The sequence below is a fragment of the Pseudomonas farsensis genome (assembly GCF_014268805.2).
GTDB lineage: Bacteria > Pseudomonadota > Gammaproteobacteria > Pseudomonadales > Pseudomonadaceae > Aquipseudomonas > Aquipseudomonas farsensis.
Window position 1 is genome coordinate 1347839 of record NZ_JABWRF020000001.1, and the last position, 17771, is coordinate 1365609.

The 17771-nt window shown below is 57.9% G+C and carries 30 protein-coding genes; 6 read left to right on the top strand and 24 right to left on the bottom strand.

The annotated features are described in order from the left end of the window. Positions 1-46 precede the first annotated feature (46 nt). The 12 genes from HU719_RS05990 to HU719_RS06040 form a co-directional block, all read right to left on the bottom strand. Positions 47-1210 carry a tyrosine-type recombinase/integrase gene (locus HU719_RS05990; RefSeq protein ID WP_367616412.1) on the bottom strand — a complete coding sequence of 388 codons (1164 nt, stop codon included), beginning with the start codon at positions 1208-1210 and terminating at the stop codon, positions 47-49. Further along, entirely contained in the window at positions 1096-1500 is a 405-nt protein-coding gene (locus HU719_RS23750; RefSeq protein WP_346656566.1) for a helix-turn-helix transcriptional regulator, read from the bottom strand. Before HU719_RS23750 ends, HU719_RS05990 begins: the two co-directional genes overlap by 115 nt. A gap of 37 nt (positions 1501-1537) precedes the next feature. Beyond that, complete coding sequence (locus HU719_RS05995; protein ID WP_186535376.1) at positions 1538-1861, bottom strand: hypothetical protein; 324 nt, start codon at positions 1859-1861, stop codon at positions 1538-1540. Positions 1862-1918: 57 nt separating this feature from the next. Further along, positions 1919-2149, bottom strand: coding sequence for a hypothetical protein (locus tag HU719_RS06000; RefSeq protein ID WP_186535378.1), 231 nt, complete (start codon positions 2147-2149; stop codon positions 1919-1921). After that, positions 2146-2460 carry a hypothetical protein gene (locus tag HU719_RS06005; protein ID WP_186535380.1) on the bottom strand — a complete coding sequence of 105 codons (315 nt, stop codon included), beginning with the start codon at positions 2458-2460 and terminating at the stop codon, positions 2146-2148. Before HU719_RS06005 ends, HU719_RS06000 begins: the two co-directional genes overlap by 4 nt. Positions 2461-2503: 43 nt before the next feature. Next, positions 2504-2956: an ASCH domain-containing protein gene (locus tag HU719_RS06010; RefSeq protein WP_367616384.1), complete on the bottom strand. Its 453-nt coding sequence runs from the start codon at positions 2954-2956 to the stop codon at positions 2504-2506. After that, on the bottom strand, positions 2953-3219 hold the full coding sequence (locus HU719_RS06015; protein WP_186535382.1) for a hypothetical protein: 267 nt from the start codon (positions 3217-3219) through the stop codon (positions 2953-2955). Before HU719_RS06015 ends, HU719_RS06010 begins: the two co-directional genes overlap by 4 nt. Further along, the gene (locus tag HU719_RS06020; RefSeq protein WP_186535384.1) at positions 3216-3512 is read right to left on the bottom strand and encodes a hypothetical protein; all 297 of its coding nucleotides are present in this window, start codon (positions 3510-3512) and stop codon (positions 3216-3218) included. The genes HU719_RS06015 and HU719_RS06020 overlap by 4 nt, the downstream gene beginning before the upstream one ends. Then, positions 3509-3832, bottom strand: a complete 324-nt coding sequence (locus HU719_RS06025; protein ID WP_186535387.1) for a hypothetical protein — start codon at positions 3830-3832, stop codon at positions 3509-3511. The genes HU719_RS06020 and HU719_RS06025 overlap by 4 nt, the downstream gene beginning before the upstream one ends. A gap of 79 nt (positions 3833-3911) precedes the next feature. After that, positions 3912-4637 (bottom strand): hypothetical protein, encoded by a 726-nt coding sequence (locus HU719_RS06030; RefSeq protein WP_186535388.1) that lies wholly within the window; start codon positions 4635-4637, stop codon positions 3912-3914. Then, a complete protein-coding gene (locus HU719_RS06035) occupies positions 4634-4828 on the bottom strand; it encodes a hypothetical protein (RefSeq protein WP_225917114.1) in 195 nt (64 codons plus the stop codon). The genes HU719_RS06030 and HU719_RS06035 overlap by 4 nt, the downstream gene beginning before the upstream one ends. Positions 4829-5188: 360 nt before the next feature. Next, positions 5189-6112 (bottom strand): DNA cytosine methyltransferase, encoded by a 924-nt coding sequence (locus tag HU719_RS06040; RefSeq protein WP_186535391.1) that lies wholly within the window; start codon positions 6110-6112, stop codon positions 5189-5191. Between the two features lie 155 nt (positions 6113-6267). Here HU719_RS06040 and HU719_RS06045 point away from each other — a divergent pair, with 155 nt between their 5' ends. Together HU719_RS06045 and HU719_RS06050 are read left to right on the top strand one after the other, a co-directional pair. Next, the gene (locus HU719_RS06045; RefSeq protein WP_186535392.1) at positions 6268-6924 is read left to right on the top strand and encodes a hypothetical protein; all 657 of its coding nucleotides are present in this window, start codon (positions 6268-6270) and stop codon (positions 6922-6924) included. Next, positions 6921-7217, top strand: a complete 297-nt coding sequence (locus HU719_RS06050; protein WP_186535393.1) for a hypothetical protein — start codon at positions 6921-6923, stop codon at positions 7215-7217. Before HU719_RS06045 ends, HU719_RS06050 begins: the two co-directional genes overlap by 4 nt. Positions 7218-7535: 318 nt before the next feature. On the opposite strand, the gene HU719_RS06055 is transcribed toward HU719_RS06050, so the two are convergent. Together HU719_RS06055 and yejK are read right to left on the bottom strand one after the other, a co-directional pair. Then, entirely contained in the window at positions 7536-8297 is a 762-nt protein-coding gene (locus HU719_RS06055) for a GIY-YIG nuclease family protein (RefSeq protein WP_186535397.1), read from the bottom strand. Positions 8298-8596: 299 nt separating this feature from the next. Next, the gene (gene yejK, locus HU719_RS06060; RefSeq protein ID WP_186535399.1) at positions 8597-9607 is read right to left on the bottom strand and encodes a nucleoid-associated protein YejK; all 1011 of its coding nucleotides are present in this window, start codon (positions 9605-9607) and stop codon (positions 8597-8599) included. Positions 9608-9703: 96 nt separating this feature from the next. On the opposite strand from yejK, the gene HU719_RS06065 reads away from it, so the two are divergent. Then, positions 9704-10150 carry a hypothetical protein gene (locus HU719_RS06065; protein WP_186535401.1) on the top strand — a complete coding sequence of 149 codons (447 nt, stop codon included), beginning with the start codon at positions 9704-9706 and terminating at the stop codon, positions 10148-10150. Here the strand turns inward: HU719_RS06065 and HU719_RS06070 are convergent. The 7 genes from HU719_RS06070 to HU719_RS06100 form a co-directional block, all read right to left on the bottom strand. After that, entirely contained in the window at positions 10139-10495 is a 357-nt protein-coding gene (locus tag HU719_RS06070) for a hypothetical protein (protein ID WP_186535402.1), read from the bottom strand. The genes HU719_RS06065 and HU719_RS06070 overlap by 12 nt on opposite strands. 81 nt (positions 10496-10576) lie before the next feature. Next, positions 10577-11104, bottom strand: a complete 528-nt coding sequence (locus tag HU719_RS06075; RefSeq protein ID WP_186535405.1) for a hypothetical protein — start codon at positions 11102-11104, stop codon at positions 10577-10579. After that, complete coding sequence (locus HU719_RS06080; RefSeq protein WP_186535407.1) at positions 11101-11370, bottom strand: hypothetical protein; 270 nt, start codon at positions 11368-11370, stop codon at positions 11101-11103. The genes HU719_RS06075 and HU719_RS06080 overlap by 4 nt, the downstream gene beginning before the upstream one ends. Before the next feature lie 19 nt (positions 11371-11389). After that, positions 11390-11773: a response regulator transcription factor gene (locus tag HU719_RS06085; protein ID WP_186535408.1), complete on the bottom strand. Its 384-nt coding sequence runs from the start codon at positions 11771-11773 to the stop codon at positions 11390-11392. A gap of 3 nt (positions 11774-11776) precedes the next feature. Further along, positions 11777-12628 (bottom strand): ParB/RepB/Spo0J family partition protein, encoded by an 852-nt coding sequence (locus tag HU719_RS06090; protein ID WP_186535410.1) that lies wholly within the window; start codon positions 12626-12628, stop codon positions 11777-11779. Positions 12629-12787: 159 nt separating this feature from the next. Then, on the bottom strand, positions 12788-13060 hold the full coding sequence (locus HU719_RS06095) for a hypothetical protein (RefSeq protein WP_186535412.1): 273 nt from the start codon (positions 13058-13060) through the stop codon (positions 12788-12790). A gap of 56 nt (positions 13061-13116) precedes the next feature. Then, complete coding sequence (locus tag HU719_RS06100) at positions 13117-13434, bottom strand: hypothetical protein (protein ID WP_225917115.1); 318 nt, start codon at positions 13432-13434, stop codon at positions 13117-13119. Positions 13435-14085: 651 nt separating this feature from the next. Between HU719_RS06100 and HU719_RS06105 the strand changes: the two genes are divergently transcribed. Then, positions 14086-14409, top strand: a complete 324-nt coding sequence (locus HU719_RS06105; RefSeq protein ID WP_186535414.1) for a DUF1654 domain-containing protein — start codon at positions 14086-14088, stop codon at positions 14407-14409. 51 nt (positions 14410-14460) lie between these two features. On the opposite strand, the gene HU719_RS06110 is transcribed toward HU719_RS06105, so the two are convergent. Beyond that, a complete protein-coding gene (locus tag HU719_RS06110) occupies positions 14461-14898 on the bottom strand; it encodes a DUF2846 domain-containing protein (protein ID WP_186535416.1) in 438 nt (145 codons plus the stop codon). Positions 14899-15122: 224 nt separating this feature from the next. Between HU719_RS06110 and HU719_RS06115 the strand changes: the two genes are divergently transcribed. Then, positions 15123-15344, top strand: coding sequence for a DUF1654 domain-containing protein (locus HU719_RS06115; RefSeq protein ID WP_186535418.1), 222 nt, complete (start codon positions 15123-15125; stop codon positions 15342-15344). Between the two features lie 71 nt (positions 15345-15415). Here the strand turns inward: HU719_RS06115 and HU719_RS06120 are convergent, their stop codons facing one another. Continuing rightward, the gene (locus HU719_RS06120; RefSeq protein ID WP_186535420.1) at positions 15416-16402 is read right to left on the bottom strand and encodes a hypothetical protein; all 987 of its coding nucleotides are present in this window, start codon (positions 16400-16402) and stop codon (positions 15416-15418) included. 134 nt (positions 16403-16536) lie between these two features. After that, positions 16537-17361: an XRE family transcriptional regulator gene (locus HU719_RS06125; protein WP_186535422.1), complete on the bottom strand. Its 825-nt coding sequence runs from the start codon at positions 17359-17361 to the stop codon at positions 16537-16539. Between the two features lie 104 nt (positions 17362-17465). Here HU719_RS06125 and HU719_RS06130 point away from each other — a divergent pair, with 104 nt between their 5' ends. After that, positions 17466-17690, top strand: a complete 225-nt coding sequence (locus tag HU719_RS06130; protein ID WP_186535424.1) for a helix-turn-helix transcriptional regulator — start codon at positions 17466-17468, stop codon at positions 17688-17690. The last annotated feature ends 81 nt before the right edge of the window (positions 17691-17771 follow it).

Sequence of the window (17771 nt, forward strand, 5' to 3'; positions counted from 1 at the left end):
GAGTGGCCTTTTTCATGTGCGTGACTTTTGCGTGACTTCTTAGGTTTTACGCCTGCCTCCTCTTCAAAATGGTCAGCACCGGCCCACGCGAGTCCGTCGCTGAAACTTTGTTTGCCGCCTCTATCAACTGTCCCAGCTCCGCGCCAGAATAGTGGCTGGTCACGCTTCCGTTCTTGTGGCCAAGTAGCGACTTCCGATCTTCCTCTGTAACACCCGCTGCTTTTAGGCGCCTGCCGAAAGTGTGCTTGAGATCGTGAATCCTGATTGAAGCGAACCCAGGGTGTGCCGGCCGCAAGTGTTGCTCCTGCCAGAGCTTTGCCGCGCGCACCCTCGCTTTCTTCCAGGCCGAGTCGTTCATCCTGTGCATCCCGGTGCCGTTGTACGGGAATACCCACTCCCGACTGATCCCGCGCTGCCCGTCGATGACCGATTTGGCCACGCTGTTCAGCACCACCAACCGCTCGTCTCGGTTCTTGACGCCTGAGTTCTCGTGCCGACCACCAAAGTCGGCAGGGATCAGAAACACACTGGTGCCCAGCTCGGGGACCGAAATCTCCCATTCCCACCTCAGCTTGCAGACCTCTTGCTCACGACAGCCCGTGTTCACCTTGAACAAGGCCATCTTGTGCAAATGGTCCGGCAGCTCCCCGAAGAGAATCGATTGCTCATCCCATGACAATGGATAGGGCTTTCGGCTTGACCTCTTTTCCTCCAGCTTGGACAGTAGCGGGATACTGTCGAGCCAGGGCCTGCGCTCTTCATCCCGCCACTTTCGGCAAGCCAGCGACAGCACGCGAATTACCCGCTCTATGGCGATATTCACCGTTCTGTTGCTGACCGCCTTCCGCACCTTTCCATTCGGCAGGTCTTCGTCTGTTTGTCGGTCCCGAATGAATGGGGCCAGCGCTTGGTCATCAATGTGCGTCAGTGGTAGCGCGCCCAAGTACGGATCAAGCTGCTGCAGACACAGCGCGGTCAGCTTAATCGAAGGCTGATCCTTGTGCTCGAGCAGATACCTGGTAGCAGCCTCGCGGAACGTTCGCACCTGCCGAACGCCGAACACCTTGCGCTGGCGGATCTGCTCCAGTCGGTGAATCAGGTACTTTTCTGCTTCCGCCCGGTCACCAACTCCAGTGCTTTCGTAAAGTCTCTCTCCGTTGATTTTCTTGTCGATGTGCCAAATGCCGTTTCTCTGCGAGAGGCCCGTGATTGTCTTTCGCGCCATCCTTTGTCTCCTGATTGGCGCTCGCTGCCGGGCGATTGTCGACCCTGGGCGCCATCTTTAGCAATTGCCATGGCCTGGATGTAGTCATTCACCCAGGCATCAAGTTCTTCACGGTCAAAGCCGATGCCGCGCTCTCCGATCGGAAATTCGCTGACATGAGGCCTGACGGTCTTGTTGAATTCGGCTCGGCACATGCCGAGGTAATGCGGGGCTTCGCCGGCGCGGATGATGCGCGGCAGAATTCGTGCGGCCGGTGCCGCGCTGGCGGTTGCCATTTAGCTCTCCACGCCGCCGGTAGCGGCAGGTTGTTGGTCAATCGACCTGGTAGTAGACGTAGCATTCGACGCCCTGGGCCTGGAGTGATACGTGCATCGCTTGCACGCCGGCGCTGTGCTGATTGCCGATGCCTGGCCAAGGGGTATCGAGATGGATGCCCTGTTGGTGGTAGCCGCTCCTCTTTTGCAAATAGCCGGGCAGGGTGGGCAACTGGCTGGCGCGCAGGCCAGGCACTGGAATGACGACGCGGTCGAGGTTGGCGCTGCCCCCGTCATTGGTGCAGGCAGCCGCAGCTGCTTTCCCGGCCTCGATGGCGACGCGCACTTTCTCGGGCAGTGCCGCCAGTTCTTCTTTTGTCATGGCGATAGTTCTCCATGCCCGCGCGTGCCGGCGGGCTTGAGTTGTAAGGGGGAGGGGTTAGCGCTTTTCGAGGTCGGTAGTTACGGCTTCGACGATCACTGGGCCAAGGATGCGGGTGGTGGCGACATGGTCCTTGAACACTCTGTTCAGTCGGCCGATAGCCGCTTCGCGTGCCTGGCGGTAGACCTGATCCAGGGTGCAGTCAGGCCCCCAGGAGCCAAGGTTAGTCAGCTCGACGGTGATAGTGACTTTCGCGCCGGTTTGAGTTTTTGCGCGCGGCTTGGTCATCGCGGCCACCTGTCATAGAAGTTACCGCCCCGTCGCTGGTAGTTAAGGTGCGCCCAAGACGAGGCAGCGCTCCCGGCTTCGCGAAGGCTCACCGCCTCGGCTGCGTAGCCAACATGCAGTACCTCGTCTCCTGCAGCGCTGCTGAGCACAACCATTGCTGCCAGCGGCTCGCGCTCTACCTCGTTGCCCTCGATGTGCTGTGCGATGGTTCGGAACCAGTCGGCCAGCTTCTTGCGTTCGGCTTGGTTGGCTGTCACCTGGTTGTTATGCGCCCGACGCGTCGCTGGGAACTGGAAGATTTCAGCTGTCATCGCGGCCCCCTGCAGATCAGGTAGGCCATGTAGGCGAGGGCGATCATGGCTTGACCTCCAGCGGTGGGTGGGTAGGGCACGGCCAGCGCAGTGAGCCGTCGCCGGTTGGGCAGGTGCACAGCGCTTCCTCAGGCACATCAAAAAAACCCAATCGCCCCTTCACTGGGGTGAACGGCAGGGGCTTAGGATCGCGCAACACGAACCCTTTCTCACCCATGTACCAAGGCGACTCGCTGTGATCGACGCTGTCGACGAGTTCAACTGAGCCGATGATTCCGCCACGCAACAGGTTGTCAGGTGGCACCGGGAATGGCGGCTTGATTCCCCTTTGGGCCATGAAATCGAACGCCGTAAGAAACTCACGGCGAGTCATACCGGCAGCGGCGTGCACCAAGAAACGACCTCGAAACTTCGTGTGCCAGGTGCGATTTTCGATATCTTTGCCACCGCTCATGATCAGCCAGGCCCACGGCTGGCGAATCGAAAGTGCCTTCACAGCGAATACCTCTCTTCGGTCCAGTGCGCCTGGGTGCCGGCTGGAGTTGGCCCGTTGTCGTTCTGTTCGTGCGGGGAGAGCTGACGCTCGTTGCCGGCCTGCAGCTGGCTGTCGGGGATGCAGCTGATGCCGACCCCGTTGAGCACGTAGCAGGTGACGCCGCGCTGGCTGTCGTGCTGCACGTCGATGACGTTGTCTTGGGGCTGGGGTGCTGCGCTGGCGCCGGTGGCCAGCAGCAGGAGGCAGAGGGCGAGGCGGGTCATGGCTGCACCTCGGCGTTGTAGCGCTTGTAGTCCTCGCCGAACTCCCAGCAGTAGGTGGCCGGCCAGGCACCTGGTGTGCCTTGATTGACGAACACGTACCGGGATGAAAACTCGCCGGAGCGGTCCGGAACCGACTTGCACCACATATGCTGCGGGCCACCCAGGAACCAGCCTGGGCATTCCTTCACAGCTGCGGCCATGAACGTTTCAAGGTCGTGATGGCCCTTGCTCATCGCGATGTAGGTGTCGCTGCCGACGCTCTGTATGTCGAGCGGATACTGTTTCAGTCTCATGGCCGCACCTTGTGGCGGACCCACACGCAGATCGGGCCATCTTCTGTGTCATGGATAGAAAAGATGAACCAGCCATCACCAGCCGGCTGAGTAGGGTTCCAGCTGGTGCAGTCTGCCGCGCCGTCGTGGTACCAGGCCGCCTGCAGTGTTTCGGGGGCGTCGTACTCAAACTCAACCTGCTTTACGTCCAGACCTCGATCATAGAACCAGGCATAGGGAATCAACTCCTCGTCCGTGGATGGCCACGCAGGGTGAGTCCAGAAGCCGTGCTCATCACGCTCGATGACTACCGGCTGAATCAGTTGCTTTTTTTCAGGCATGACTTCGTCCTTGGCCGCCATATCGCGGCAGTGAATAGAGGGGAGAGGGAGTTAAAGCTGGGTGGGGTACAAATGTGCTCTACAGTGCGAGTTCTGCCTGCAGTTCGCGTTGCCAAGTCGGTGCGCTGGTGTGCGCTTCGATGCGATCCGCGATCACACTGGCACGCTGGCCGGCGGATGGCGGGGTGTACATGCCGAACCGGCTGATGCTGCCGCCATTCACGGCGGCGTTCGTGCTGTCAGCCGATGCCAACGGCAGGCTCTGGAAGATTGCCGGGTCAAGCATCCGCAGGCCGTGCAGCCGGCATTGCGGCCGGCCCTGGCCATCGCAGATAGCATCCATCGCTGAACCCATCCGCTTCCACCACGCCGCTGTCCCGGGTGATCGCCATTGTCCGGAACTGCCCATGGCAACCATGCGCCAGGACTGGGCCAGACGCTGCAGGCGCTCTATCGATTCATGCATGTGCCAGACCGGAACCCCCAGTAGGTGGCCGGGCCATTTTTCGAGCAGCAGGTCATTGGCGTCTTCATCCCCATCGATCACGTCGGGGATAAGGGCCCAGTCAAAACCGGGGTGCCGGTGCCAGTCATCCACCCAGCGGATGTATCCCTCCACATCGACCTGGCCGCCTTTCTTCCAAACGGTGAACGCGCCGTTGTCGAAGACGAAGGACTGGCAGGCCTCGGCGACTATGCCCATGTCGTCTTGGCGCGGGAACGGCACCAAGGCGTGCCGGCCGGCCAGCAACCGTGCAGCATCCTTCCGCGTGCCTCCGATGGGTGTGCCGTGGTAGTGGATCATCCGCTCAGCCTCACCGTTTCGATCTCAACGCCATCGTGTACGGCCTCGATCACCTGATCGCCACCGAATTGCTCGGCCAATTGGTCGGCGATCTGCTCGTGCCAGCCCTGCTTGATCAGTGCCGTGGCAGTCCTGATGTGCTCGACGCGGATCATCGACTGGCTGCGGATCTCCAGGGTGTAGACGATCACCTCTCCGTCACTAGGGCAGTTTGCGGCGAACGTTTGCCTGTAGGTATTGCTGGATCGGTTTTCTGTGGGCATGGGGATACCTCGCGGCTTATAGTTTGCCGAAATCGAAAAGGAGGTTGAGATGCGCTGCTTTATTTGCAATGGGAATGCGACCGACACCCCGTTCACTCATGGCGGAATATCGTTTGACTGTACGGGCTGCGGTGCTTACAGCATCTCGGGAACAGCCCTGCATCTTTGCCAGAATGATCTCCTGGCATTTCATGTTGAGCGGTCTCGGGAATGGTTGGCTGAACGTCGAGAAGAAGGCGAGGAGCGCCCGATCATCTATGCGCTGGATGATCTATTGATTTTGCCTCGCTAGGCTGCTTTCAGTAACGCTTCAATCACGCGCTGGCCAGCTAGTGGCGGCACAGCGTTGCCTGCCATATGCATGGTCAGCCGATGGTTGTCCGGGCGCAGGATGTCCGCCGGGAACGACATGGCGGCCAGGGCCTCGCTGGCGCTGAGCATCCGCATCCGGTCGCCGTCGACCAATGCCCAGCGGTCAAGGGTGGTGATGGTGCCGATCGGCCTGTTTATATCGCGGCCGGTGGTGCCGGAGCCTTTGCCGTAGTAGGGCATGATGAATCGCTCACCGAAGCGCTGGCGGCCGTTGCGTACCCGGTCGAGCGTGGCCTGTGCCCGGCCTGGCTTTTCGATATGCGACCAGCGCCCAGCCTCGAAGTCGAGAAAACTGGCGGCTGACACATGCCGCTCTTGCGGGAGCTGCAGCATCAACGGCGCCTTGCTGCGGGTCAGCACAATGAACAGACGCACCCGGTGCTGCGGTACGCCGAGGTCGGCGCAGTCTACGATGTGCGGCGCTGCCTGGTACCCCAAGGCCTGAACCGCTTGCAGCCATGCCGGGTAGAGCACCCAGTCGGTGAACTCCGGCACGTTCTCGATCACTGCCGCCTGCGGGCGGTGATACTCAAGGGCCGATACGGGCGCCCAAGCCGTCGAGCGAGATGCGTCATGTTCGGGGTTACCCGACTTTTTGCCCCGGGCCTTGGCATGGCCCTGGCAGCAGGGAGAGGCGAGCAGGATGTCGTGTGCCGGCACTTGCTCCCAGCGTGCCTGGTGCAGGTCTTGGCAGACATGTTGCGTGTCTGGGTGGTTGGCGCTGTGCCATTCAACGGCTACCGGCCAGTGGTTTGCCGCCCAGAGAACCTGGACGCCAGCGGCGCGCGCGCCAGTGCTCCATCCGCCGAGGCCGGCGAATAGGTCGATTGCTGATGTCATGATGTTTTTTGATTTAACCCGTTGAATACTCTGAAGAAAGCGATCGGCCGCATAGGGCCAAGCGACCCTTTACCGTTGCAAGGAATTTCGCTAGAGTCTCCTCTCTCTAATGGTGGCAAAATAATAACAGCAAACTAATTGTGCGCGGGGTTGAAATGGATGCAGATGAATTGACCGCTACAAACCAGGAAAGGAAATGGCCTGGGAATAGAGATTCTTATTTTAATAAGATGTTCTATGTGGTGTGCGCTTACGTTTTTATTGGGCTTCTGGTTTATTGTGCGTCTTCAATAATTCCTCCAATCAAAGCTATTTTGATGAAGAAGGAGGAAATAATGGCTGCGCAGCTCGTAGGGTTGCAAAGGATACCAAAAATGGAAGAGGCCATCCAGAGGATGGAGGAGAGGCAGGTGGCATTGACTTCGAAATCAATGGATGACCGCCTGTCTAAAATAGAAAGTGCCGTAACTAGTGGCGATCTGAGTGTCGAAGAAATCAAGGAGCTTTCTCAGCTTGCTGAAGAGGTTAAAAGCTTGAAAGGATTTCTCGTTAAGGATCCATCGGCTTTCTTCGAGCTAAAAGAATTGCAATCTAATTACAAGGCTCTGGTTTCTGATCAGGCCAAATATGCGGTTAAAGACGTAGTGGACTCCCAGATCACCACGATGCAGTGGGTTGGTGGTATTTTTATGACTATTGTCCTTGCCGTATTATTTAGCCCTCTTGCAACGAAAACCAAAGCTACAAGGCCCCTCAAGAAGAGTCGTGCTAGCGAAGGCGAAGGTGATGCGGCGGAGGAGGAGTCGCCATGATAGCATTTGTGACATTGATATTTTCGGTCAGCGATATCAGTGCAGAACGTAAGAATAACTTGAGAAATCTAGCTTTGGGTTTAGGTTTCGATACCCATGTTGATAGTGATCAAGGGAAGAGGTTGTCTCTGCCGGAAATGGTTTTTTGCGGCAAATTTGAGGGTGAAACTGCTGCAAAAATAAGAGACGATGTAAATCAGCAGGTTTCCTATGCGATGGATGTGACCGCGGCGAAGATTAGATATATGGTTTTAGTTAGTAACGGATATGCCTGGGCGTTAAAAACTATATGATTAGATACTGAGTGCAGTTCACGCCCTATATTTTTGCCCTGTGCTGAGCGCAAGCTCCAACGGCAGCAACAATCTTGGCGGCCTCTGCTTCGTCGAGCGTGGTGTTGGTGGAGGTGGCGATCCAGCCAACCGCCACTAGATAGGAAGGTCAGCTTCTCGCTGCGGTTACCGCGGACTCATCGGGATATTCGGTTTGACGCTGTAGGCCAGTACCTTGCGTGATGCACGGATCATGAGTTTCTTAATACTGTCAGCGCCATTGCCGGGCTGGCGTGATTCGTTGAAGTGGGGAGGGCGCTGACGGGCAGCGTCCGATGGTCAGGCCAGGTCAGCGAGAGGAAGCGGCACCTGGGCCTGATCGGTGGAACCGGCAGGGCGAACGGTGTTGAACCCTTTCTCAACCGCCGCCAGGTTTTTGATCCAGTGACTTTCTCGCTGGGTGATGTAGGCCGTTCGATTGGTGCAACTCTCCGGGTAGGCGATCACGTCGAGCACGGAGAACTCCCAGTCGGTGATTTCGGATCCGCCGAGCGCTGCGTGGAACTTGCAGCTGGTTGGGTTGCTCAAGTGCTGCCACCACCGCAGCGTGAATGGCTGCGTGGTCTGCCCAATGTAGACGCGGCCGCTGGACTTCTGGCGCACCTGGTAAATCACCGGCGGCGAACGACCCTCGCTGGCTAGGCGGAACTCTGAAAGATCACGAAACTTGGCAGTCGCCTGGCACGCCTCGGTGCAGTAGTCATGGCTTTTCGTTTCGGTGTGCGGGTCGTTGTACTTGTCGATCAACTTGAAGGCGGTGCCGCACTCCTTGCACGGTCTGTTCTCGAAGCGCCCCAGCAGGTAGCTGTCGTTCTCGTCGATCGGCTGGATGTGCAGCAAATACTCGTGCGCGTCCATGTCCTTGCGGAGCACGCGCGAGGGAAACTGGCGCTCGTATTGCTCCTCGACAACGGCTTTCGCTGTTTTGCGGTCGGTCGCTTCAACCATTCCGCTGAACACTGGTGGCCACGCCCATCCAGCCTCCCCATGTGCGCTGGTAGCCGGGCGGCGCCCCTTTATCTGGTAGTAGAACTTCGCCATGGCTCTCTCCATGCTTACGCGCCCCTGGCGGGCTGGCGTGATTCGTTGGGGTGAATGACGGGTGGCCGCTTGTGCTCGCCGTTGTGACCTACGCTCTATGGGCTGAACCCATAAACGTGGAGATCATCATGTCCAAAGGTGGAGGCAGTAAAAGCTCGGGCGGCTCGGGTAAAGGCTCGAGCGGATCAGGTCGCGGACAGTCGAGTCATCCGGGGCCAGGTGGAAACTGGCCGAGCACAACCGGGAAAGTTTCCGGCGACAACCGGGGCAATGCAGCCCCAGGCGGAAAGAAGGGCTGATCAGTCCTTAACTGATCGCTTGATCTGATCGACCAACTGAGTCGGCACGCCCTTGATCATGAGCGTGCCGGCATCCTGGTCAAACTCGATCTTGTTGCCCAGCAGGTGCGCTTCGAAGCTGATCGACAAACCCTCTGCACGCCCGGTGAAGCGTCGGAACTGGTTGATGGTGCGCTTGTCGGCCGGGATCTCGCTCGACAGACCATAGTCGGCGCCCTGGACGAACTCTGCGAAGTTCTGTGGTCGCTCTTCATCGAGCAGCTCGGACAGTTCTTTCAGCGCGACCGGCTCGCCGAGCTTGGTCTGGGCCGCTGTATATTCAACCAGGGTGTGCGTCTTCTCGCGCGCCAAATCTTCCGGCAGATCCTCACGCTCAACGTAGTCGCTGAACGCCTTGAGCAGCGTCCGGGTTTCGCCGGGGCCGTCGACGCCTTCCTGGCAGCCGATGAAATCCCGGAAGTAGTCCGAGATCTTCCGGCCACCCTTACCCTTGATGAACGACACGTACTGCTTGGAAACTGGATTGTTGCGCCATTCCGAGAGGTTGATGCGAGCGGCCAGGTTCAGCTGGGACAGGTCCAGGTGCCGGGATGGCTTCACCTCCAGCTCGGCGCTCACCGAAACGCTGTCACTGTGCTGCAGCAGGGCAATGGCCAGGTAATCGGTCATGCCTTGCTGGTAGTGGGCAAACAGGACGTGGCCACCGGTGGTTAGGTTCGACTCTTCCATCAGCTTGGTCAGGTGCTCGACAGACTCGCGGGTGAATTCCACGAAGTCGGTTTTGCCGTCTACGAACGAGCGGAGCCAGCCGCTGAACGGGTAGGCACCGGACTCGTCGTGGAAGAAGCCCCAGGCCTTGCCCTGTTTCGCGTTGTAGGCGTCGTTGAGGTCGAACAGCAGGTTGTCGGTGGCTTCGCTTGGCGCAAGCGTTGCCTGGGCCTTATGCAGCACTGCCGGGCTGCCGTCTGGCTTCTTGTCGATGAAGTGCATCACTGCGTTGCGGATAGGCATGGTGAATCCTCCGTGGCCGGCTGGCGGCATGGTGGCAATTTGGTTTGGGATGGGATATCAAAGGCGTACGGCGCGGTGCCGAGGAAGGAGCAACTAATGAACGCTACGGATTTCGATTTAGACGTACTTGGATTTAGGCAGCGCTTAGCGGCACGCAAATTTGATGTTCAGAGTGCTCAGGATTACATAAATGAACTGGGCAAGCGCTGGGCTGAATCAGCGCAAAGCTACTTCAAGGATGTCGTCTCAGTAACACTTAACGCTGGCGAATCCAGATTTGAAGGTGATGTACTAGGTAGAAAATTCTCAATCCATTACGCGCCGATCGGCTCAGAAGGTGAGGGAGTGATTGAGGCCGTTCTTTGTACACGAGATCTAATCAATGGACAGCCTATAGCTATTGCTAGCTTTTTTGTGACGGCCCGCGGCTGCATCTTCTCGATGGATGGGAAGAAACACCTGGATTTGGCAGATCGAGGCGCCGACCTCACGTTGCTAGCGACTATAGCCAAGCGCGTGATCAACGCTTCCTCAAGAGCGTAGGGGGCTGATTACTTCGTCGCCAGGGTCTCGGCGCAGTTCTCGCAAGCTATTTTCTGCGAACTGATGCGCGAGCTTCGGTGAAATGTAGAAAGCTGGCGCGTCAGGCCGTTCAAGTCGACGCGCCCGCTCATCAGGCTCTTGCGCAATCCACGACAGGGCCAGATCCTGCCAGAGCTCCTGCACCTGGTCGTAGCCGTACCGATCGATCTCGGCAGCCAGTGCAGCCTTGATCCCTGCAGGCATGTTGAAGAACACCTTCTCGATACCCAGCCTCTCGGCCTGCTGCTTCTGGCGCTCCCGGTAGTCCGCCGAGTGCTTGGCACCTCCCGTCTTCTTCTCGGCCATGGCCGATACCTCCCAAGCCGCTGGGCGGCAGATTAATGTGCTGCTGGCGCCGGCCATGCCGAACGCGTGCTCTGATGCGGCTCAAGGTCGATCCCCGTAAAGCGGAAAGTCGAGGCCGTTCTCCTCGATGATCTTTTTGAGATATCCGTCGCTGATGCCAAGACGGCCAGCGACAAAGTGCCGGCTCAACCCCTTGCCGCTGTTGGCGCGCACCAGGTCTACTATCCGCGCCTTTTCTGCGGCTCTCGCCTGGCGAGCAATCTCGCGCTGCTGGCGCTCTTTGTTGTTCGATCTGAACAGGAAGCCGTGGGCCTTCGACATGCGGTGGAGCTCTGTGCGGCCGATACCCAGTTCACGGACAGCCTCACCAAGTGTCATCGTCTTGGCCGCTTCCTTGACCCGCTGGAGCAGCTCGCGCTCAGCACGTAGGCGCTCAGTGATAGAATGATCACCTGCAGCCAGATCGGCAGCGTGATGAGGACGGCGTGGCACCGGCTCAAAGCCTCGCAGCACCTGGACGCTGCCACCACTGCCGAAGAAGTTGTCGATGCTCGCATTGAGCTGGGCCAGCACCGCCTCGCGCGGGTCATGAGTGGGTGCGCCGTTCATTGCAGTGCGCCTCGCTTGCTGGCTATTCCAGCTTCCATTGCATCGACGAAGCGCATCGCTGCGCGATGACTGAAGCAGAAGCCCTTTGTCAGCCCCGTGGAAATCTCGATGACATGCCAAGCTTTGCCTTTGGCGACCGCCTGGAAGCGAGGCCCCTGCGGTGGAGCAGGGCGCCCGATCTTCTCGTAGAACTCGGTAGTGGCCATGACGGTACGAGCACGCATATCAGCCAAAACGGCCGCGCGTTCTTGAAGGCGTGGGTGCATGGTGTGCTCCTTTTGGGTGTTATACGTAGTGTTCGAAGGATTCGGCTTTGCGGGCTATGCGGAACACCGCTTCACGGCGTTCTGCTGCGCGACGATCGCGGCGTATCGGGTCGCTGTCGCTGATGGCGGAATGCATGGCGATCAGCCCGGCGAGCGCGATGCACAGCGGGCTGATGATCTGCTGGCGCATGGCTTTGGTGACCGCCTCGATGCGCCGGCCGGCTTCCAGCTTGAAGAGAGCGGCCTCGATGCGATTGGCGACGGTGCCTGGGCTGACTGTCATCTGGCGGGCGATTTCTTTAGTGGTTAGGCCTTGGGCCACCCACAGCAGCGCTTCAAGCTCACGGGGAGCCAGCGCCTTACCGAGCTGGCCAATCCATGAGCCGCAGGTGATCGTGTCCATGATTCATCTCGGTAGGGCGCCGTCCAAGGCTTTGCGCAGCTCAAGGACAAGCGCGGTGGGTAAGGTGAGGGATCTGCTGTCTTCGTCGACTGCACCGAGCGATGCAATCAAATTGCGAGAGGCGGTGTGCACTGCTTCGAGTCGTGGCTTAGGGATCGTCGGACCTTTCATCGTGCCCGCCGTTACCTTCTTCTTGCCGCTGGCCTGGGCTTTCTCCAGCTCGACACCAAGCACCTTGCCGGCGCCGTCGCCGTGCTCGCGAACCACCTGTGCGGCGGTCGTGGCGGATACATGGCCGGCAGCGACCAGGTTCTGCACGTCGGTGTTTGCGTTACCTACGGTGAGCACCTGCTCCACGTGCTGCCGCGTCTTGCCGACCTTCTTTGCGATCTGTTCGGGCGCCCAACCGAAGGCCCGCAACCGCTTGTAGCCCTCTGCCAGCTCAAGCGGGGAGAGCTTTTCGTTCTCCTGACTCGAGATGATCCGAGCAACGCGGTCGGCATCGCTGCCTTCGAACGCGACCACTGGCACCCAAGCTTCGAGTACCTCGGGGTTGTCCCTGTTAGGCGTCCTGGGCAGGCGACCGGCTTTATCCAGTTTGAGCATTGCGCGGCGTCGGCGGTGCCCATCCACAATCCAAACGCCGCCCGCAGGCCGAGGTCGCACTTCGAGCGGGGGGATCTGGCCGCCGTTCGCAATGAACTCAGCCAGAAGCTCAATGCTTGCTTCGAGGGCATCACCCTCAATGCGCAAGTTAAAGCCGGGTTCCTCGTAGAGGTCTTCCAGCTTCACTCGCATGGCGTCTGCGCGGCGCACATCGCCATCCTTGATCATTTGCTTGAATGACTTGGTCATCGCAATTCACTTCCGTTGGGGCTGCATTGGTCGTGACGCTCGCTGCCGTGAATCCTCCCGGACCAAGGGGAGGGCGAACGTCACGACCGATGCAGCCTGGTGCTGGGGAGTACCAGGTGAATCGGGCAGTTAACGTCAGGCTGACGTGGCGCTGGTTGTTCAGTGGTCATCGCCTTGAGTCAGCATCTTCTCGATGTCGGCTGCGGCCGGCTTCTTCCAGTTCTTGATCTGGCCGGTTTCCAAGTCGATGTTCAGCATCAAGTAGTCGCCGTAGTGATCACCGGGGAAGAAGTCGGGCACGTACCCCTCGTAGCTACCCACCTCGTCGCCCTGCGCGTCCTGCAATCCTGCGGTAAAGCCGTCGCGCACTTTGATGTGAAGGCGAAGCTCGGTCACGTCGACCTGAACCGTTTTCTGTTGGTTGATCAGCATGCTGGTTCCTCAGTTGATTTCCCGTCTGGCCCTGTCTCTAAGGCCGGCTAGTGAAATCAGGCAGCGCGAGCCAGCTCCGCCTGTGCCAGCAGCTCAGTCACAGCCTCGTCGGGCGTGCAGCCGTCGGCGTAGAAGTCATGTAGATCGCTTTCTTCCCGCGAGCCCAAAGTAACCTGGTGACCGAGCAGATCGGACGCCTTTTCGATCCAGCGGTAGTAGGCGCGATCTTGAGCGTCCTCGCGGCACTCATCAGCGGCCATGGTTGCCATGTTGAACATCGTGAATCCCTCCGGTTGATTTCCCAGATGCCACTCACTGAATGGCATCTGGTGAAATCCCAGCCTCGCTACTGGCGACAGGCCGGGGTATTGCATCAGCGGTGATCGCTCGAGCTCAGCCGCCGACGGCCTTGCTCTCAATACGGCTGGCCTTGAGCTTCCCTATCACCTCGCTTCGATCGGCCTCGACGGGGCGGTCATGGGGTCAGGTGTTCGCTACACGACTGCCAACTGCAGCTCTGTGGCCCTTTGAGTGGGGCAGTTCGTCGTGGGGTGCCGGTCCGTGTTCCGGCTGGGCTTGCTACTTCAAGGGCTGGTTCCTCCTGTGGGTGTTTGTTCTCCACCACGCATCGGTACGAGTCATCTCTCACCGGCGCCGCACATTTCGTGTTCGATGCATTGCCAGTTTGTGTGCGTGGTTTCGCGTGCCTACATGGGGAGACACGGCAGCTATCCAGAGGCTGCATGGACGACGATTTAGCTTTCTCACCACCGGGGTTGCCGGTACGTCGTTGGGTCACGTCTGGTTGTGTAAAGAGCGGTCGTCTGTGTCGGCCTAGGCAGCCACTTGTAGCGGCTGCCAGGTGAAACAAATATCACGCAACGTGCTTTTAAAGTCAACACGAATCGTGATTTGTTTATTGGCTCCGCGCTGGAAATTCCCCTGCAGCCCGGGTTCACGTTTCACGGATCGTGAGGTATTCTTCCTACATATACTGGATATAAATACAGTAAAGGAGAGTGTTCATGTCCAAGAAAAGTAAGGCCGTGCCGAAGCAGCGCCATGAAATGAACGGGCTAGAACGCCTGAGCCTGCGGGTCTCGTCGATGATCAATCATCCTCTAGCGCAGACGCAGCGCTGGGTGACGATCCATCGTCTCGACACTGACGGGGAGGCTGAATGGGAGGAGGTGATGGGGTTGTTGTTAGAAATGCCGGAGCTTGATCTGACGTTCAATGACGACAATAGCGTGACGGTCCGGTGGGAGCAGAGTGCCGCTCAAGATCGCGACGACTTCATCCTCGAGGAGGACAGTGAGGTGGAGGTTGAGGAGGAGGCGCCTTTCTGACGGCCATTAAAAAGCCCGCCATATGGCGGGCCTCATGATGGCTTAACGATTTTAGTACTGCGACTCGATCAGCTTGCACTCAAGCACGCCTGCCTTGCCCTCGGCAGCATCCACGACCCTCATACCGCTGCGGGCAACTGCGAACCCCATCTTCACTTCCTGATGGATGAAAATGGTTTGGCCGGCACGGGTCTCAACCTTCAGAAGGTCGGTGTTCTCGCCGTCGGCGGTGATGATGTGCTTGCCCGGAGGGACTTCCTTGTACAGGTAGCTATGGGCGACTGTTTTCCCAAGCTGTCTGCCATCGAGCACAACCGGCATCTTGATGGCTGCGCCGACGAACTCATTTCTATAGATATAGATGGCAGACATATCCGAGGCAGGGGAAAAGCGCTTGGCGTCACGGTCATCCTGGGTGTTGGCCATGGGAACAGATGCACAGCCGACAAGTGACAGGCAGAGCATGGCGGTTGCAGCGAGTGAGCGCATTAGTAGAATCCATTCGGTGAGGGTGCTGCTAATGATATCAAAACGCCAACCGAACGACCCACAGAAAGGTGCATGCAGGCGCCCGGACGCACCTCATCCGCGATGTGCGTCAAAGTACCGCTTACTCTATGAGTTACTGATTTGAGGTCTCAACACCGACGAGCTCCCGTAGACAGCCATTTGATTTTCCCAGTAGCTGTTTTCTCTACCTCCAGCAGAAAGGTTTGACCGTCGATCTGAATCGCCCGATCGCCCAGGCTCAGCGGTGGGTGACGATCCATCGGCTGGACACAGGTGAAGACATGGCGTGGGAGCAGGCGATGGAGCTGGCGGCTGAAACGCCGGAATTGGACATGACGCTCAACGACCACGGAAGCGTGACGGTTAGGCGGGAAGCGGAGAACGCAGTTGATCGCGAGGACTTGGCTGGGGAGAAAGACTGGTAGAGGAGGCGTCTTTCTGAAGAGCATGACAAAGCCCGCTCAACGGCGGGCATGCGTCGGCATTTAGGTGCTGTCTAACGGCTATCCGCCGCCTGTGGGAACGACACATCATCGACTGCCAAGACGTCAGTTCTGACGATCTTGTTCTTTTGCTCTGACGAGTAATGAAATAGCCGTATCGGGCTAGAGTCACGCAGGGCGTCAAACAGCCGATTAACATTCTGCTGATCAAATTTTGATAAATCAACGCGCCCTGGGAAGGTGTAGTCTTGGCCAGGTAGCCTTAGGGTCAGTGATAGGTAGTCCCGATGGCGCCTCACCATTTCGATGTAGACGTCTTCCCTGCGTTCTTGACGGGTTTTAGGTAAAGATTCTTGTGCCCGAATCTTCTCTAGTTCGTCAGCGTTGAAATGTTCGCCCTGAATGTCGATCGACGTAGCGTCCGGAGCGCCGGCCACGATCGCTCTGTAGCCCTCATCGGCACGATCTTTGAGGGCGACAGCCTCTTGGGGAAGTCGTTGGGATGCTAAAGCATCAGCAAGTTTAGCTACGAGAGCTGCTTGAGCTTGAGAGTCTCTTTCCGCACTTGCCAGCTTCGCCTTTTCAAGGTCGGATTGGTTCCATCCAGAAAAAACCATGTACCCAGCAAAACACAGCACCGCGATGATAAGCAGCGCGGTGACGTTTCCTCCGCTCATCTTGTTCATTGGGAGAGCCGCGATGATCTTGTTGAGAACTTCATCCAATAGTCCTTGGCCATTAGTGCTTCCTTGCGTAATTTGGAAAACGATCTCAAGCTCAGTCCTTTCGCCTGGGCTTAGTTTAGCAAGAGATGGAGTACCATAACGAATCTCGGCATAGGCACGCAGCATCTGATCCTGGAACTCAATGAGGCCAGCCATGAGCTTAGGCGTCAGCGTGCCGTTGTAGCGATCCCCTTCGACTTTCACGTGGAACTTAGGCCAGCCCCTGAAGATCGGGATGGACTCACCAAGGTCGCCGATCTGATCTAGGGCGCGCAAGAATGTTTCAGGCCCATCAACGACAACCATGTCACTCATCAGATACTTTCCATAATCATTTTCTGAAGCTAGGCCCAAGCCTGTTGATGATTTTTCTCAGCAAGGTTGGCGTGGAGGTTTTTTAACATTGCAGCGGCAAAGGCCGCCTGCTCGACGGTCAGAAGCCTTTCCAGTCAAACCAAATGCGCATTCCAAACCAGCAGCACCCGAGCTTGGATGTAAGTCTCGTCAACCCGAATATCCTCAGGGGGATGATTGGTATTGTCAGAAATCATTTTGAAATGTTCACGGCCTTTCTTCTGTAGACGCTTGATGTACTGGTGACCATGATGTGAGAAGTAGTAGATCCCGTCTCCCACGAACTCACGGATGCTGATATCAACGACCAGCGGGTCTCGACTCTTGATTGTGGGAGCCATTGACTGACCCACACCCGTTATGAGCTTCAGATGGAAATGCTCTTTGAACTCGACCCCCATCTCACGCAGGTGAGTGGGGCTAACGCGAATGTCCTGCAGCATCTCAGGAAAGTCGTGAGCTACCTCGCCATCGCCCATTGCTCCGCGCACATCGTAGTGGGCAATCCATACCTCGTCGCCAACCTGGCCTGGGCGGCTGAAATTGGTTGCTGCGACACCAATAGGATCTGAATTGGTGTTTTGGGCAGGATCTTCAGCGGCGGCCAGAAGCCTTTGCCTGGCTTCCTCTGGTATGCCTTTTCCGCTCTTGGCGAGCATCTGCTTGACCAAATCAGCAGTCGTTCGGCCGTTCGCAGGCTCGATATCTACGACCGGGTCATTCAGAAGCAGCTCAGATTGGTCCACGCCCAAGGCTGAGGCGATGGAGGCGATGTCCGCCAGAGTTGGCTCGCGGGTCCCTGCTTCGTAGTTGCCCACGCGGGACTGTGATTTCCAGCCACAGGCGTCGGCCAGTTGAGCTTGGGACATCCCGGTCGCTTTTCTAAGGCGCTTGATGCGCTGGCTCAATGATTCGTTCATGCGCGGGATTTCATCACGAAACGTAATACCCGGCTTTCACTTATTGTGATTGATATTAACACGATGCGTGTTTATCCTAATTCCAAGTCATTGAGGATCTTCAAATGAACAACGTACGCAAGATCCGAGCGGGGGCAGGCATCAGTCAGGCCAGCCTCTGTCGGAAGCTCGACTGGAATCAGTCGCGACTGGCCAATTATGAGGCGGGGAGGCGAAGCCCGGGGCTGGAGGAGGCCAGGTTGATAGTCGGCGCCCTTAACTTGTGCGGTGCGAAATGCAGTCTCGACGAAGTATTTCCGCCGCCTGGGAAAGACCGTTCAGCCGCCTGACGATCAAATCATCCCTGATATGTCCAGCCGCCGGTAGATGGCCGAAACACCTGCTGATCCATCCAGCACCTGAATTGCAGA